This window comes from Treponema bryantii NK4A124 (assembly GCF_000421345.1).
Taxonomy (GTDB): Bacteria; Spirochaetota; Spirochaetia; order Treponematales; family Treponemataceae; genus Treponema_D; species Treponema_D bryantii_B.
In genome coordinates this window covers 1-16,529 of sequence record NZ_ATWV01000021.1, presented here as the reverse complement: position 1 = coordinate 16,529, position 16,529 = coordinate 1, and the positions used below count along the sequence as shown (strand labels likewise).

Sequence of the window (16,529 nt, the reverse complement as noted above, 5' to 3'; positions counted from 1 at the left end):
TACGCTTCCTCTACCTGCAAGCTATATAAATATCCATACTCTCGCCATCGGTTTCAAAGCAAGGAATAACGCCCTCAGCTGACTGAACAAGGCCATTAGTTCTCATAAAATCTCCAAGCGTTTGATAGGCACCCGGAATTGTCACGAAAGGATTTTCAAAGGGGCGGTCAACGTGAATTGCCGCATATTTATGAGCAGGCTGATCTTTGATTTTGCAACCCTCGGGCGCAACTCCATCAGGCAGAATCAAAGCGGCCGTGTATCCATGCATGTTAAAAACGTTAATCTGCTCCTGAGAAAGATTTGGAAAATCCCAGCCGATAACGCGGGGAACTTCTATTCCGTTTTCTTTTGCAAGCCTGTACATTTTGCCAATCACATCGCTTTCGGGTTCAGTACTGATTACCGTGTGCTCCACATAACGAAAGCCCGGAACTTCTTCAAGCCGCAGGTTGGAATAGGAATCACTCTGTTTATCCATTTCATCCCTAAAAAGATTATCCAGGGAACAGTTAAAGATTTTACAGATTTCGAGAGCCTTTTCCATCTCGGGATTTGCCGCATCTATTTCCCATTTAGAGATTGTCTGACGGCTTACGTTAAGTTTTTCCGCCAGAGCTTCCTGCGTCATATTCCCGCTAAGCTTTCTAAAATATTGAAGGTTCTTTCCAAAACTCATTTCGAGCCTCCTTGGAATTATAGATTAACAAAGAAACTCTGTAAGTTCCACCAACCGCCAGATGCTTTTTGGAAAGATTGTGCAACTTCAGGTTGCGGGAGAAACCGTCTGCGATGATATAATCAATATTCATCGGACTGATTTACTTTCCTAAGTGCAGCTACAAAATCGCAGCCTTTTTCTTTCACAGCTTCTGGATTTATCGGATAATGGACATTATAGAGCACCCCTTTATCTCCGAACATATCCTCCATATAATCCTTCTCTATATGACCGCCTACGACTTCAAGACAAATCATAACATGATCATCACCGGGAACAATTTCTTTCTCCCACACATATTTGCACTCAAGGTTCATAAAACATTCAGCGACCATCGGTGCTTCTATCCACGAAGCTTTTTCAACAGTAAGCCCTGACGAAGTTATCTCATCCGCCTCAAACTGATTGTTCTGTATCGTTTTCATGCAGGCTTTGTATAAATCAGAAGACATGAAATTCAGCACGGCTACTTTCTTTTCATTCAGGCTCTGGTAAAGATGTCCGCTTTTATTCACGCTGCATAGAATCACGTAATATCCGCCTCCATGATTCGCACTCGTAAATCCTGCCCATGACTGCATCGTAGCATTTGGCTGCCCGTTAGATTTATATGTTGTGACAAGAAACATCGGGGTTGGTATTCCCATAATAAATTCTTTCCAATCAAACCCAAAGTTTTTTGAAAACTCTCCGTATGTCCCTTTCATAGATTCAGGCATTTCTTTGTATTGGTATTTCATCTTTTTCCTCCGTACTAAAGTCAAGTATAGCTTATTCCTTTTTTAAGTATCTATAGGCATATACCTTCTTAAAGCCAAGGCCGTCATAAAGTTTATAGGCGCCTTCGTTAGTCTGAACTACCTGAAGCCATGCCTTTTTAGCACCATCGCTTTTTCCTTTTGCCATCAGGGCTTTGCAAAGCAATTTTCCATATCCTTTTCTTCTATAATCCGGGTGTACTACAACATTTTGAATTAACATATAACCACGCTCCATTGCAGAAGAGGCAAGCGCTACAATCTTGCCCTGTTCTCTTATTGCAAGATAATCAGTTTTGATGCAAACCTTATCCAGCATGCGTCTATATATTGTCTGACTCTTCTGGCCAAATCCTTCATATTCAAAATAGGCACAAAGCCATTCCTCAAGAGGTTTATTGTAAAAGGTAATATCTCCCTCGGGCATAGTTATATCGTCTATTTCCCGGACCATTACATCAGAGGGTGTAACTTCCTTGTAACCACGTTCTATAAGAAGCTTCATCATTTGATCATCACCATCCGCAAGCTTAAATACGCATGGCAGATTTTGCTCGGAATAGATTTTTTCGCAGTTTTGAATTTTTTCGTTTAGGCTAATTGTCGATGGATAAATCATACTGACTGAGTTAGCACGATTTGTATGTCCCTCCGAAAATTTTAAGATCCAGCCATCATACTGCATTATGTTCAAAGCAACATGTGCGTTTGAGGCCAATTCTTCAAATAAAATGATGTCTTGTTTAGTGTTCGTTTTCATAGTTTTATTACTCCATTGCTAGCTCTCTTTACCGAAACAAATCGTCTAATGTAATTTCTTTAACAAATATCCCGCTGTACTCATTTTTCTTAACACCATAGGTCGTTATCAAAGTGCTGTACACAGACATTTTCCGGGGAATAATAGTATGCAAAGCATCTATTCGACGCTGAATGGTGCGATAATATTCTTTGTTAACCACAAAATCATCACTGTAAAACTTTATTTCACACATATTGACCACATTGTCTTTTCTCGAGATGAGCAAATCTATTTGCATGCCATCTTCATCATCTGCTTTTTTTGTCCACGCAGATTCTAAAGAAATCACATCTCTAATCCCCAGTGCATCCTTGATTTGATCTATATGATTAAAGCAAACATTTTCAAAAGCATAACCTCTCCATGCAACGACCTGAGGCTGTGTTGTGTTTTGCTGCCAAAATCGGCTGTTTCTTCTTGTCTGATTTTTTACAAAATGTAAATAAAACAAACAAAAGGGATCCGTTAATTTATAATATTCTTCCTTCTTTGAAAGTCCAAACGGAACATACTTCACTACGAAGTCGCTTGCAATGAGGGCGTTAAGATCTTTTGTCAAATGACCACCATCAGATACCTTTAATGTTTCCGCTATTTTTTTTCTTGTATATCCCATATTTCTGCTATACAAAAAACCGACTATATCTTTTATAGCTTCGGGACGTTTAAAAACCGATTCAAAAAGTCTGTCATATTCCAATTTTAGTTTTGCATCTTTTGCGAAAAAAACTTCGTCAACATTTTGCGCAAAGCTCAATCCTTTTTCCATATATTCCATATAATACGGAATCCCGCCAAAAATCATATAGCTCTGAACAATATCATATCGTGAAAAAGTAATGCCCCTGCTTTTGTAGTATTCTTCGCATTCCAGCAGATTAAAGGGCGAAAGCTTTATTTCATGGGTCACTCTGCCATATAGTCCACCATGATTATTTATCAGTTCATTTTCCATCCAGGAATTAGCACTGCCACAGATAATAACCAAGAGATTCTTTCTATGACATCCCCATGTATTCCAAAAGCCTTCAAAAGCTCTGATAAAATCTGACCTTGGTGTATCAAGCCATGGTAACTCATCCAAAAAAACTACCTGTCTGTTTCCGTCATCTATATTCTTTAACCATTTTTCCAACATAAAAAAAGCATCCAGCCAGTTTTTCGGAGCTTTTTCCTCTTCTATTCCATGGAGTTTCAGCGAATTATAAAAATGCTCTAGTTGTGCTTCAAGTAGTCCTCTAGGTTCTGCCTCCAGGGGAGATAATCCGGCATGTCTGAATGTTATTCTACCATCAAACACTTCATCAACCAGATAGGTTTTTCCAACTCTCCGCCTTCCGTATATTGCAACCAACTCTGCTTTTTTGGAACTATATATTTTTTCCAATTCTTTTATTTCTTTCTCTCTTCCAACCATAGCAGCACCTCGTATTGGCGTTTTTTTATCGGGCGCTATTTGATAAAAACATACAGTTTTCGCCCGTTTATTTAGATATATTATACGTGAAAATTATTGGGCGGTCAAGTGACTTTTTGTTACTTTGACGCCCAATAATTTTAATTCGCTTTTTTTAGCTTAATCTTTTCAAACCTTCATACTCTTTAATTCTTCGAAGGGCTTCTTCCAGTTGCCTGTGTCCGTAACCCACAGGCTGATCCTTGTATTCAAATCGCCTCCCCTTTATCAATACTTGTAACCATCAGGAATTCTAATATAAGCTCTTATATGTTCATCTTTCTGACGCTCAATGATTTCTGATTTGTTGTTTATATTTCCTTCCGCAGCAAGAATCGTATCCTCGCGGTTTTCAATGACTATGCCGATATGGTCATTCTCACCTTGAGTAAATTCTTCCCAGGCAATACAGCCAGCCAGATGACAGGTCTTGCATTCATCCGGCCTGATGGGGATTTCAAATCCTGCTTGTCGGCAGCAATAATATACAAACGCTGCACACCATAATCCGTCGGCTTCTCTTGGAGTCCACTTTGGGAAAAACTGAATGATCGGTTCAAGGTTTGATTCTTTACCTTCAATATAACCATGAAAAGGGAATTCAGCTGCTTTCTCGGCAATCGTTGCCAGTTTTTTTCTTGTTGCATTTTCCATTGAAGCTTCGTATTTTGTTTTACTTAGAATTGTCATTGTTATGCCTCCTCTTTTTAAATCCTGCATAAGGAATCCCGTTGATCAGACACTCTGCCGCGTCCTCGATGTCTTCATAGTCAAGTTCCTGTCCTTCGCGGGCGGCACATTCAAACTCGTCTACAATGTTTTCAATAAGTACCATGTCGATGAAGAGTGGGAGTTTTTCCTGCAGCTCGTCCGGCACTTCCGTTTCTGTTTTGTAGCCCTGCAACTGAAGGTCAAAGCATTGCTGCATCAGTTTGAAGCGTTTTCCTGGGTCGGCTTCGTGGCGGCACCAGCCTTCGTTATGAAGCCAGAGATTTGCAAGATCGAACATGTACCAGCAGTACATGCAGTTGTCAAAGTCGAAGACCGTGATGTTGCCTTTGGTCATGTCGATATGATAGTTGCCGTCGCTGAAATCAAAGTGAACCAGGCCGTAGCTTTGTGAATCGGTCGGAAGCGTGCAGAATGTTTCGAGGCGGGCGGAGATGGCTGATTTCAGTTCGCTGTATTTGTCAGGAATCAGGCGGCCAAGATATTCCATGTTGTATTTATCAAAATAATCCAGGCGGCGATAATCTGCGACTGGCTCATAGACTTTTGAAAGCGCATGGATTTTACCAAGAGTTTTTCCGGTGTTGAAAAAGTATTCGCTTAGTGGCGCTCCGTCTCGGTAACGGTAACCGTTGTCAGCAAGCAGCATTCCTTTTGCGTATTCAAAAAGGGAGATGAAAACAGGAGCCGCACCGCCATCGCCAGCCGTAACCGAATCAGTACAATCACCATCAATAATTTCAACAAGTTTTCCGTCAGCACTTGGAATTACATCTGCGACAGGCGCACCATTTTTCGCAAGGTAGCGTACAAACTCCGCCTCCGCGCGATAATCATTTACAGTCCTGTCACCCGTCGCAGAAATCCTGAGCACAAACTTTTTCTCGCCACCCTTACTGCAAATAAAAATCTGATTCCTACCGCCTTCGTGGCCTTCAATTTCGTGGCAATCAAAATCTTCAAGAGAAAAAAGTTTTATAGCCTGCTTAAGTGTTTTCAATCTTTATTCCTCATAAACCATTAGAGCCAGCTCTTATATTTCAAAAGTGTAAAAATTCTCCGGATAACCTACATTCATCACAACAAAGTCATGCTCATATTCGGATAATTTTCCACCCCAGGATTCATAAACTTTTCTGGCTCTGGCATTATCTTTTAATACGCCTATAACATACTTATCAGCATTTTTTGATTTTGCCCATTCAACAAAAATGTCTCTGAGTTTTGTACCAATTCCTTTTCCCTGATATTCTGGATACACATAAAGTGCTGTTAAATCGGCGTAGTCATTTTTGAAATGCTCATAATCTGAATCGAGTGTACCAAACATCAGCCCCACTATTTTCCCTTCGCACTCAGCTACATAGGCAAGTTTTCTTTCACCAATGAATTTTTCTTCCGTGAAATTGCGGGCCCTTTCTTCTCTGGCATAATCGCGTCCATCAAAAACCTCTTTTGGAAAAATGTGACTGTATGTAACTTTCCAGACTTCATCCAAAAGAGAATACCATTCATATCCGTCTTCTTTTCTAACTTGTCTATATTCTATATGCATTTTGTTTTGTCTCCACTTTTTTTCTTTAATATTTTTATGCTGATTAATACCTGTAATATAAGCATAAAGTGGAATTTATTTATTTTCAATTGTAATAATCGGGAGGATTTATAATACTGCGCATTTTCGAATGTTTTCAGACGGGGACAGAGGAGAAATGTCATATAATCTTGGGACTTTAGTGTAATTATATGACATCTTAAAAAGTGGTATCCTTTGCGGAACTTACTGGGGCTGGATGCATCCAGAATTATTAGTGAACTTGATAATATCCCTGAAGAGAATAAGAAGTTTCATCTGGTGAAGAATCTGTAAAAAAAATCAAAAAAAATCCAACCTTTTTCTAAATCCCCGCACTATATAAGCAAACCGGTTTTTAGTAAAATGGAATAGCGATGGAAAAAGAAAAGGCTGACAAGTTAATCGTAAAATTTTCTTCTAAGGTATATGGCTTTGCTGTAAAAAAATCATATTCGTATGATGAAGCAGAAGAACTTTCGGGCGAGATGCTGAAGGAGCTTTATCTTTCTATGCTGCACGCAGAGGATATTGTAAATCCTGAAGGCTATGTCTGGAGAATCTGCCAGCATGTTTACGCAAAGTATGTGAATCATAAAAAACTGCAAAAGGGCCTTTCCCTTGACGGTATTGAGCTTGCATATTTTGATCAGCATGACTTTGGAGAAAGTGAAGAAGAAATCAAAAAGCTCCGTAAGGAAATTGGATTTCTGACTTCCAGCCGTCGTGAAATTGTCTATTCCTTTTATTACGAAGGTAAGTCTATTGTTCAAATTTCAAAAGAACTTGGGCTGCCTGCCGGTACCGTAAAGTGGCACTTAAACAAAGCTCGTAATGATTTAAAGGAAGGATTTACTATGAAAAGAAAAATTGGAAGTCTTGGTTTATCGCCTGTAAAGGCAGTTGGATTCAGTCATAGCGGATGTCCTGGAAATAAGGGCGGTCCTGAATATTATCTGAATGATAAAATCAATCTGAATATTGTTTACAGCGTTTATGAAAATCCAAAAACAATGGAAGAGATTGCAGAAGATTTGGGAATGACGCCTGTTTTTCTGGAAGACCGAATTTCGATGCTGCTTGCAAACGGATTTCTTGTTGAAACAAAAGGTAAGCGTTACACAACCTATGTTAAGTTTACTCCAAAAGAGTTCTCTCTTGAAGCGGGGGTAAATGGAGTGAGGATGCAGCAGAAGGTTGCAAAAATCCTTGCCGAAAACTATGTGCCTCAGGTTCGTGCTGCACTTGCGGGTCTGGAAATTGGAAAAGACATTTATATTCCGGGTGGAAACCGGGAGCTTTTTGAAGCAGCTGCAATTTTCTATGCTATTTATTCAAAATGTAGTGTTCATATTGATAAAGATATTTCTAAGCACAGAATCAAAACTTTAGATGGAGCTGATTATCTGGTAACCGTTGAACTTCCATGTGAGCTTGTTGATCCGGATTATAAATGTGAATTTGATATTCCTGAGCTTGAAACAAAATATAAAGTCTGTGGAGTAATGACAAGAGATTCTCAGAAATATCCGTGCTTGTATTCCTGGTCTATTGATTCAAGATTTGACAGTCGTAAAGGTGCCTGACAGAACAATTTGAATTCGGATTATGAAAGCCTTTATGAAATAATGACTGGCTCAATCACAGAATCAAAAGCAACTTCGGACAAATTTAAGAGACTTCATGACCGTGGATTTCTTACAAAAGACGGCAAAATCAACATAATGATTGTAAAAGGCAGCTGGGATGATTTTTCAAAAATGATTCCAGGGCCAGATAAAAGTCTTCTTGATGAGTTTGCAAAATTTGCATTGGAGCAGGCAATGATTCAGGCAAAGCAGTATCCGCCACAGATTCAGGATAGATTTGTTGCTGAATTTATGGATTGGGCAGTTGGAAGTACAGTTGCCATGATGGTCCTCGATGAACTTTATGACAGCGGAGCTTTCCGAGCCTTGAACGACCAGGAAAAAGTAACAGCTAATCTTTTGATGTTTGCGGATAAGCTGCCGGACTAAAAGTTCAAAACAACTCATCCAGCAAAATCCAATACCTGATTTTTTTCCAGTCGGACTCTATGCCAAGGGCGTCAAAAAGCAGGTCGGGATTAAAATCGGGATAGACCTTGCCGCCGAAGGTTCCGTCGAAGTTGTGTTTGAGGCTTCGGTAGCAGAGGGCTATGTCTTTCCATTTATCGCCGATGGCCATGTCGCCGCAGTCAATAAAGCCACTGACTTTGCCGTCTTTTAGTAAAATATTTGGCAGACAGAAGTCTCCGTGGGAAAGAACGGGCTCGTATGCGGGTTTGTTTTCTTCCAGCCATTTGAGCAGAGCCGCGGGATTTTCGAAACCATTTGGGCCAAAGGTGTCCGGCTCGGCGTCGTCTATGTCTACGAGGTTGTTTTCTACGCGATATCTTGCAGCACGCAGCTCGGTGTCAAAATCCCGACTTTTAGGACAGCCGGAGATGTCCGTAGCCCAGAGCATTTTTAAGGCCTGTGCCAGCAAAGGAAGCAGCTCACCCGGATGTTCCATGTAATATTCCGAGCAGAACATAAGGCCGGGAATCCTTGTCATCAAAAGATATTGATAATCTCCGCTTTTTTCAAAAGCAAGCACCTCAGGAACGGGAAGCTTTCCATTAAGCCAGTTCAGCACTTCTACGCTGGATTCTTCGTTGTGCAAGTGGCTATCCAGTATTTTCAAAACACAATCATCGAATATCAAAATACTTGAGCCAGACTTACCCATGTCGTCGATTGTGTATTTTTTTCCTGCGATTAGTTTTTTGATTTTGCAAGTAATCAGAAGGAGAGTTTTTTCAACTACCGATTGATAGTCTGAATCAATGAGGTCAACAAGCTCCCCGGCCGCTTCAAAGCCCTGTATGACACGACGGTTTTCTGCCTTTACCCAATCGGCCGTGCAATCGCTGTCATCAAGTCTGGATTCAATATCCGAGGCGTGCTCCTTTATTTCAGCAAAGTGCGCGTCTATATAAGCATCCGTCATGGCAAGACAGATAAAGTTTATGTCCCGCAGATATTCCTGGTCAAAATCCTTTCGCCAGTCAAAGGGAACATAACAGCCTTCGACAATGAGGTTCTGTTTATTCTCGATGGCAGTTTTAATCATCTCGCGGACTATTGGCCAAAGGTAAGCTGTCAGCTGGTCATCATCCTCTGGCGTAAGCTTTGTTTGCCCACTCCTGATGAGCCCCATTTTAAGATGATCTATTGAAAGATAAGGATACTTGTATTTTTCGAGCATGCGCTGGGCGAGTAAAGTTTTTCCTGTGTGCGACGCACCTGTGATAATTATGACCATATTAAACTCCGCTCAGTAAATCATTCAGGGTGTCATCAGTTTCTACCGGCACCCAGTGACCTTCCATGCATATTGTTGGATTTATTGTTTTGATAGTCTCAGCTAACTTTCTGCTCAAAGCTGCATCTTTTATCCCGGTAAAAAAGTCATCGCCGGTGGCATCGCCCGTAAATAAGAGCTTATCATTTTCTATGTAGACGAGGGTTGAGTCATCTGTGTGGGGTGCTTCGGACTGAATGACTTTTACTATGCAGTCACCAAGGTCAAAGGTAAGCTGGCCGGAGTAAACAATGTCTGCCAGCTTGACTATGACTTCCTTATTTTCGCTGTATTCTTTTCTGATGCTTTCGTGAATGGCAAAGAATTCCGCCGGACCATTTTTTTCAATTTTATTTTTCCACTCTGCAAGGTGGCGGTTTGTCTTTTCATTAGCGAGGGTCAGCCCGTTTACGGCATGCATTCCAAAGGTGTGATCCCAGTGCCAGTGAGTAAGAAGTGTAAGGCAGGGGAGTGGGAGATTTTCTTTTTCAAGCAGGGCGTAAAACTCTTTTGTGTGTGCAGCTGAATGTCCCGCATCAATTGCAAGGCTCCAGTTTTTTCCTCTTACATAGCCAAGGTTCGGTCGGTCTCTTTCTGATTCATAAGGCATATACCAGATGTGTTCGCTTAGTTTTTTTAATTCCATTTTTTCTTCTCCTGTTATGTCATGCTGAACTTGCTTCAGCATCTTTTTGGATAGATCCCGAAGCAAGTTCGGGATGACAGGCTACACCATCTTTGCAAAAGCCACGTTAGTCTCACATTCCACAAAACCATTTTTCTTATAGAACTCATAGGCCGGAACATTTGAATCTGTCAAAAGAAAAATCTGTTTGAGACCAAGCTCCTTTATCGCCTTTTCAATTTCACGGATAAAAAAAGTACCTGCCCCACTCCCCTGCTTTTCTGTCTTTATGCAAAGCTCGTTTATGATATATTCTGTACCACTGTACCAGTGCTTGATGTAACCAAGAGAAATGCCTATCAGCTCGCCCGCTTCATCATACAAGCCATAGGTAAGTGAATAGCCCTGACCAATCAGATCGCAGATGTAAAGGTCCAGCTGCTCTGTGTCCGACCAGTCATCATACCATGGTGCCTTTGTAAAAACGCCGGTGAAAACTTTTTTTATTTCTTCTTTATTCTCTATGCTCAATCTTTTTAGTGTGTACATATTTTTTCCTTAAAGTGTTTTTGCATTGCAAAGTCAGATAAATAAGTGTAACCGAGGATTGTAGGATTTTCAACTGCGTAAGGGGCTGGAGCTACGCCGAAGGCGGCCACCGCAAGCGAGTGAACTAACGTTAGTTAGTGAACGAGTGCGGAGGCTGGAGCGATAGCGGAATAGCGGAAGGCCGACCGCTGCGACCGAAGGTTGCAGCGGTTACGCCCAAATAACTCCAAAAAAAATTTTTAAGATTTTTCTTGAATTCAATTTTTAATCACCTTATTCTTACATATATAGGCGCCTAAAACTTACTTACAAGAATGAGGATTTTATGACAAAAGAAGAACTTCACAAAATGATTGAAGAGAAGCAGTCCAACATCTGCCAGATTGAGGCGATTCGTGACGGCAAGACTGTTTACAGCGACACCTGGAATAATTATAGGCGCGACGACTGCCTTCACGTTATGTCTGTTACAAAAAGTGTTATGGCACTGCTTGTCGGAATTGCAATTGACAAGGGGCAGATAAAAAGTGTGGACGACAAGGTGCTGGATTATTTTCCTGAGTATAAAGTGAAGCGCGGCGAAAAGACGATTTACGAGGTGACCATAAAGCATCTGCTTACGATGAGGGCTCCTTACAAATGCAAGGGCGACCCCTGGAGCAAGGTTTGTACCAGCGAAAACTGGACCTATACCTCTCTTGATTTTCTTGGCGGGCGCAAGGGGCTTACTGATGAGTTTAAGTATTCGTCGGTGTGTCTTCATATTCTGACGGGGATTTTGTATAAGGCTACCGGTATGCTGACTGTGGACTACGCCAACAAATATCTTTTTGAACCGCTTGGCATTCCGGCTCACAAAAACTTTTATGCAAAGTCTGCCGAAACTCACAAGGAGTTTACTATCAGTAAGCTTCCAAAAGAGGCCGTGTGGTTTGCCGACCCTCAGGATCTTGGCACTCCGGGCTATGGACTTTGCATGACGGCTACTGACATGGCAAAAATCGGGCAGCTGTGTTTGAACAAAGGCGAGTTTGGCGGCCAGCAGATAGTCTCGGCTAACTGGATTCATGAGATGACCCGGCCGCGTGAAGTTGAAGGCAAGCATTTCCGCGGCATGGAATACGGCTACCTCTGGTGGATTATTTCCCGCAAGAAAAATATTTATGCGGCCATTGGAAACAGCGGCAACGTGATTTACATAAATCCCGAGAAGCGCCTCGTGGTAGCCGTGGCCTCTTATTTTAAGCCGACGGTTTTTGACAGGGTAGATTTTATTCAGAAATATATTGAACCATTTACGGAAGCTTTACAACCATGTTAGAATAGCTGACAGCGGTTGTTAGTCAAAGACAACCGCTTATCTGTTTTAATAAATATGGAGAAAAATATGCCATTAGTAAAAGTTAACATGCTGGCCGGGAAGACTCCCGAATTTAAGAAATTAGTTTTTGATTGTATTCACCAGGGCCTGATTGAAGCTTTTGGAATTGCCGACTGGGACCGCTTCCAGCGGATTGAAGAGTTTGATAAAACTAACTGGGAAGCGCCGGAAGGAAAAACCGAAAACTTTATGATTATCGAACTCACGATTTTTCCGGGCAGAAACCGCGAACAGAAAAAAGCTGCAATCGAAAAAGTCACGGGCCTGCTCTGTGAAAAGCTTGGCATTGTTGCGACCGATGTTTTTATTGTGATGAACGAACCACCACTTGAAAACTGGGGCATGGGCGGGAATCAGAAATAATTAAACACATCTAGCTTTTTCTTTGACTTGTACAAATCCGCATGATTCCATTTACGGTAAGTACGCCCTGAGTTTTTTTGATAGCTGGAGAAGCCGGCGGAATGAAAAATGCTGAGTCTATATTTTTACTTTCAATTTTTCCAAGATTTGTAATGCTGTAGCCTTTGGCTTTGTCGTAGTTAAAAAAGGTCGTGCCTATGAACTTTGCGGCTTTACTGTCTCAAAGGCTCCACGGCTGGAAAGGATTGCGGTATCTAATAGTCCTGGATTCAGAGAGGCGTAGCATTGCAAGACGAGATAGAGATCTTTTGGGCTGGCAAGCTTTTTCTGTATTTGAGTATGAACTTTTTGCGCAAGAGAAAAGAGTTCTGCAGGGTCGGCAGACTTTCCCTGCTTGAGCTTCACACTAAAAGCTGTCGCATAATTTCCAAGTGCTCCCGGATTATAACATTCAAGCTGCTTTCGTAAATCACAGGCCATTACAATGCTGTCTGTTTTTTCTTCTGCGAACATCTTTCCAAGAAGATAATCATTTATGGAAATATTGTGTGATTTACATTGTGTGTGGAGACCAGCAAGTTTGTCAGAACTAACAACTTCAAGAGAATGCTCAACATCATCCTCCTGCAAAAACTTGTCTGAAAAGGCATGATATTCTTCATAAGAAAGCTGATGATTTTCTTTTTTCCATTGGCGGTTAGCATGATTTACAAGAGCCCGATTTATAAAAGAGAGCTTTGAGTTCGCAGGCAAATCCTCTTTTGTAATTAAATGTTCTGGGGCTGCTTTTGACTCAATTCCATCAACATAAAAATCCGCAAACTCCTGAACAAGTCCAAGAGCACCATGTCCATCTGCCAGGAGGTGATGAAAAACAAAAAGGAGAACTGTTCTGTCGCCGGCATTCCATACAGCGATTTTCAAAAATCCTTCGTTAAAAAGATTCCAGTCTCGGGCAGTGAGTTTTTCGAATTGTTGGATGATTTTTACATCCCCATCCTCATCACAAAACTCCCCCGCAAAAATCACTTTAACTTGCGACTGCTCTTTCACATCATAAAAATATGAGTTAGTCTCTTTTTCATAACCCAGCCACGCCCGTAAAAATGGGTGAGCTTTCACCAGCGCCGTTACACTCTCTTCAACTCTCTCTTCATCAAAAACCTTCCCAAGAGTTGCCGCAATTCCAAAGCACATGTTAGGACAGGCTAAATGAGTACGCTCTGTAAATAAATATTCCATATTGTTTTTCTTCTTTAACTTTCCAGAGATTTCATCGGCTGGCTCCAACGGCCAAGCTCTCGACCATCAAGTGAAGTATGAGTCGTTTCACCAGCAGTAATCACCGGGGCCGCAAGTTTAAGCCGCTCCATAAATGAAAGACTCTTATCCTTGAGTTTTTCTTCAATCATAACGTTGCAAATTTCACAGAGAAAAATATCACTGCCTTCGGCGGCATGAATCTCTTTTACGACCCGCAGTTCAAAGCTAACCGGGCTTTCTGCAATTGTCGGAACATCGAGCACCTGGCCACCTTCAATAGTCGGGCAGTATTTCATTTTATCGGGATTATCGCGGCCACTGGTACAGCCGTAATAATCAGCAAGTGGGAGTAGTTTTTCCGTTACAAGATTCGCAGAAAAAACACCATTCTTGCGAATTAAATCCTTTGTCAATTTTTCTTCGCCGATGCAGGCCATGACACCCATGCGAAGTTCTTTGTTGATTTCTATTGTAGCATAACTGAACCAGCAGAAAAGTCCGAAGTCCGGAGATTCATCATCTTTTTTTGTTCCATACAAAAAAAGCGACTGCGGACAAAAATCATTTCCTAAGTTTCCTTTTACTTTTGCCATTTTTTTAATTCCTCCGTTTTTTTATTTCAAATATGTTTGAATCACACTTTTCAAAAGCTTTGATGAAAGAGGCTTGGCCGAGGTCTCCATTGTGATGATGAGATTTTTACCCGGGAAGAATCCGTTTTCTGCGTAGAGCCCAATTTTTTCGGTGGCACGTGCAGCATACTCCGGATCATCCATCATGCCAAAATGCTCCCAGGCAAACTCCTGACGGGTGCGGAGATTCAGACAATAAAAGTCTGGATGCAACTGACAAATATCCTGGTCGTAGTCATTCTGTATAAGAGCGCGGGCAAGCTTTTCCTGTGAGCGGGGCATGTAGGTTCCTTGTGCATCGGAAGGGGAGGAGCGTTTGTAAAATTGCAGATAATTTTTCTGTCTTACAATTCGTACTAATCCGGAAGGATTTTTCTTTACGGCAAATTGCTTTGTTTTGAGAACTTCTTCCAAATCAGCGATGCGGGATTCAATCTGAGGAAGAAATGTAGATGGTGGCAATAATTCTAACTTTTTAATGACAATACCCTCCGAAACCGCCCCCTCTTTGCAGTTTTCCTACTATTAAGATAAATGCAAAACTGCGTTCTGACAAGAAATTTCTGATTACAACATATATTTTGAGCTTTTTCTGGGATTTATATGTTGTATAAATAGAAAAATAATGCTGTGCAGGAAGAATTAACATATATTTTATCCTTTTTCTGCTATTTATATGTTCACACCTCACAAAAACACATTCTTTTCGCGCTATTTAAGATTATTTCCACGGAGTGTTTTATGTTTTAAACATATATTTTTACCTATTTCACTAATTTATATGTTTTTTCTTAATAAAGACAATGATTGTTTCTATAAGTTAACATATGTTTTAGATGTTTATGGCTATTTATATGTTAACTAATTCAATTTAGGCCATTTTTATTGCGAGCTGGCTGAATTATTCCTTTTTCTGCCCGCGTTAGTTGTTATGATTAAATAATCCGAGAAAAAGTTGTACTCTGAGTTGACGGACTTGGAGAGCCGGTGGAAGGCAGGCATTGCCTAGGGAGATTAAAAAACTCGTGCGTTAGTTTTGTCAAAGCCGGCCATCGTATAACAAAGAGCGGCCTGGGGCAGGACCCCCAGTACCGCGAATAGGAGAACGGTGTTCAACGCACTCGGATTGCTCTCCAGTCCTCATTTTATATCAAAGGAGGACACTTATGGAAGTGGCAGGAAACGCAGCAGGATTAGACTTGGGGAAGAAGACCTATGAGATGTGTCTTATAGGTCCCAACGGAAAGGTAACAAGAACAGGCGGAAAAACTGATTTTGAAGGCTTAGATAATCTGTGTAAAAAACTGAACAAAGATGATGTCGTTGCCATCGAAGCCTGTAATCTAGCTTTTAGAATTGAACGCATAATCAGAAACAAAGTTGGTTGCCGAGTAATAATTCTAAATCCAGGTAGACTTGCTATAATCTTTATGAGTACAAGAAAAACTGATAAAGAGGATTCTATGAAGCTGGCAAAATATTTGCGAAGCCATGATGAAAATGAGATGCCGATTGTTACACCTCCAAGTGACGAAGAATGGGCAAGAAGAAAACTCTTGAGCGAATATCGTTCTTTAAAATCACTAAGAACAAAAGAAATAAACCGTCTGCACGCAATCTTTGAGCACAACGGTTATACACAGTTTAAGCGAAAAGATATGTGTGTGCCTAAAAATAGAGATAATATTCTTCCCCTTCTCAAAGGGTATGAAAAAGAGGAAGCAGAAAGACTTGTAGAACGACTTATTCTGATAGAAAAGCAACTAGAGTTGCTGAATCAGAAAATAAATGAAGAGACAAAGTCAGATGAGAAAGTCCAGCGGCTTATGACAGTTCCTGGAGTAGGACCTATAACAGCTTTGTCTTATGTAGCTTATATTGGTGATGTAAACAGATTTGAAAATGCACATCAAGTAAGCAATTTTATAGGATTTGTTCCAAAAGTAGATCGGTCGTGTACGATAAACCGATTGGGACATATAACGAAACAGGGAAATCCGATTTTAAGATCTTTACTGGTACAAGCAGCGTGGTCAGCTACGCGGTCAAAATCAGGCGGAGCCTTAAAAGATAAATATAATTACATGGCAGTTACACGTGGTATTGGAAAAGGAAAATCTATAGTTACTGTTGCCAGAAAAATGGGGGAACTTCTTTATACACTTTTGAAAAATAATCAGGTTTATGAGCCTAGAATATCAATAACTCCTGATGCATACATTTCAAAACTTGCTGAAGAAGCTCTAATTTCGTGAAAAAGAGGGCTGGAGAATAAAAGAATCATAATTCTTTGTTGACAAAAATCATAGGA

Annotated in this window: 18 protein-coding genes; 5 read left to right on the top strand and 13 right to left on the bottom strand. The window is 40.8% G+C overall.

Going from position 1 to position 16,529, the window contains the following annotated elements; translation table 11 throughout:
• Window positions 1–10: 10 nt before the first annotated feature.
• The 7 genes from G626_RS0114410 to G626_RS17780 all read right to left on the bottom strand — a co-directional run bounded on the left by G626_RS0114410 (window position 11) and on the right by G626_RS17780 (window position 6,021).
• The gene (locus G626_RS0114410; RefSeq protein WP_022933490.1) at window positions 11–679 is read right to left on the bottom strand and encodes a helix-turn-helix domain-containing protein; all 669 of its coding nucleotides are present in this window, start codon (window positions 677–679) and stop codon (window positions 11–13) included.
• A gap of 122 nt (window positions 680–801) precedes the next feature.
• Window positions 802–1,461, bottom strand: coding sequence for a flavin reductase family protein (locus G626_RS16945; RefSeq protein WP_022933489.1), 660 nt, complete (start codon window positions 1,459–1,461; stop codon window positions 802–804).
• Between the two features lie 31 nt (window positions 1,462–1,492).
• Complete coding sequence (locus G626_RS17785; RefSeq protein WP_022933488.1) at window positions 1,493–2,239, bottom strand: GNAT family N-acetyltransferase; 747 nt, start codon at window positions 2,237–2,239, stop codon at window positions 1,493–1,495.
• A gap of 28 nt (window positions 2,240–2,267) precedes the next feature.
• Window positions 2,268–3,698 carry an AAA family ATPase gene (locus G626_RS0114390; protein WP_022933487.1) on the bottom strand — a complete coding sequence of 477 codons (1,431 nt, stop codon included), beginning with the start codon at window positions 3,696–3,698 and terminating at the stop codon, window positions 2,268–2,270.
• A gap of 267 nt (window positions 3,699–3,965) precedes the next feature.
• The gene (locus G626_RS0114385; RefSeq protein ID WP_022933486.1) at window positions 3,966–4,427 is read right to left on the bottom strand and encodes a hypothetical protein; all 462 of its coding nucleotides are present in this window, start codon (window positions 4,425–4,427) and stop codon (window positions 3,966–3,968) included.
• Window positions 4,411–5,466, bottom strand: a complete 1,056-nt coding sequence (locus G626_RS16935) for a phosphotransferase enzyme family protein (RefSeq protein WP_022933485.1) — start codon at window positions 5,464–5,466, stop codon at window positions 4,411–4,413. Before G626_RS16935 ends, G626_RS0114385 begins: the two co-directional genes overlap by 17 nt.
• Window positions 5,467–5,499: 33 nt before the next feature.
• Window positions 5,500–6,021, bottom strand: a complete 522-nt coding sequence (locus G626_RS17780) for a GNAT family N-acetyltransferase (protein WP_022933484.1) — start codon at window positions 6,019–6,021, stop codon at window positions 5,500–5,502.
• A 395-nt stretch (window positions 6,022–6,416) separates the two neighbouring features.
• Here G626_RS17780 and G626_RS0114370 point away from each other — a divergent pair, with 395 nt between their 5' ends.
• A complete protein-coding gene (locus tag G626_RS0114370) occupies window positions 6,417–7,625 on the top strand; it encodes a sigma factor-like helix-turn-helix DNA-binding protein (protein ID WP_022933483.1) in 1,209 nt (402 codons plus the stop codon).
• 9 nt (window positions 7,626–7,634) lie between these two features.
• Complete coding sequence (locus tag G626_RS0114365; RefSeq protein WP_022933482.1) at window positions 7,635–8,057, top strand: hypothetical protein; 423 nt, start codon at window positions 7,635–7,637, stop codon at window positions 8,055–8,057.
• Window positions 8,058–8,061: 4 nt separating this feature from the next.
• Here the strand turns inward: G626_RS0114365 and G626_RS17990 are convergent, their stop codons facing one another.
• The 3 genes from G626_RS17990 to G626_RS0114350 form a co-directional block, all read right to left on the bottom strand.
• The gene (locus tag G626_RS17990) at window positions 8,062–9,366 is read right to left on the bottom strand and encodes an APH(3') family aminoglycoside O-phosphotransferase (protein ID WP_022933481.1); all 1,305 of its coding nucleotides are present in this window, start codon (window positions 9,364–9,366) and stop codon (window positions 8,062–8,064) included.
• Window position 9,367: 1 nt separating this feature from the next.
• Entirely contained in the window at window positions 9,368–10,051 is a 684-nt protein-coding gene (locus G626_RS16920) for an MBL fold metallo-hydrolase (protein ID WP_022933480.1), read from the bottom strand.
• A gap of 81 nt (window positions 10,052–10,132) precedes the next feature.
• Entirely contained in the window at window positions 10,133–10,579 is a 447-nt protein-coding gene (locus G626_RS0114350; RefSeq protein ID WP_022933479.1) for a GNAT family N-acetyltransferase, read from the bottom strand.
• Window positions 10,580–10,904: 325 nt separating this feature from the next.
• Here G626_RS0114350 and G626_RS0114345 point away from each other — a divergent pair, with 325 nt between their 5' ends.
• Both G626_RS0114345 and G626_RS16915 read left to right on the top strand, forming a co-directional pair.
• Window positions 10,905–11,900 (top strand): serine hydrolase domain-containing protein, encoded by a 996-nt coding sequence (locus G626_RS0114345; RefSeq protein WP_022933478.1) that lies wholly within the window; start codon window positions 10,905–10,907, stop codon window positions 11,898–11,900.
• Window positions 11,901–11,966: 66 nt separating this feature from the next.
• Window positions 11,967–12,323: a tautomerase family protein gene (locus G626_RS16915; protein ID WP_022933477.1), complete on the top strand. Its 357-nt coding sequence runs from the start codon at window positions 11,967–11,969 to the stop codon at window positions 12,321–12,323.
• A gap of 195 nt (window positions 12,324–12,518) precedes the next feature.
• On the opposite strand, the gene G626_RS0114335 is transcribed toward G626_RS16915, so the two are convergent.
• From G626_RS0114335 to G626_RS0114325, 3 genes are read right to left on the bottom strand one after another with little or no spacing between them, the layout of a single operon-like run.
• Window positions 12,519–13,565, bottom strand: a complete 1,047-nt coding sequence (locus G626_RS0114335; RefSeq protein ID WP_156003374.1) for a condensation domain-containing protein — start codon at window positions 13,563–13,565, stop codon at window positions 12,519–12,521.
• A 14-nt stretch (window positions 13,566–13,579) separates the two neighbouring features.
• Window positions 13,580–14,179 carry a flavin reductase family protein gene (locus G626_RS0114330; RefSeq protein WP_022933475.1) on the bottom strand — a complete coding sequence of 200 codons (600 nt, stop codon included), beginning with the start codon at window positions 14,177–14,179 and terminating at the stop codon, window positions 13,580–13,582.
• Window positions 14,180–14,200: 21 nt separating this feature from the next.
• On the bottom strand, window positions 14,201–14,680 hold the full coding sequence (locus G626_RS0114325; RefSeq protein ID WP_022933474.1) for a hypothetical protein: 480 nt from the start codon (window positions 14,678–14,680) through the stop codon (window positions 14,201–14,203).
• Between the two features lie 704 nt (window positions 14,681–15,384).
• Here G626_RS0114325 and G626_RS0114315 point away from each other — a divergent pair.
• Window positions 15,385–16,473: an IS110 family RNA-guided transposase gene (locus G626_RS0114315; protein ID WP_022932464.1), complete on the top strand. Its 1,089-nt coding sequence runs from the start codon at window positions 15,385–15,387 to the stop codon at window positions 16,471–16,473.
• The last annotated feature ends 56 nt before the right edge of the window (window positions 16,474–16,529 follow it).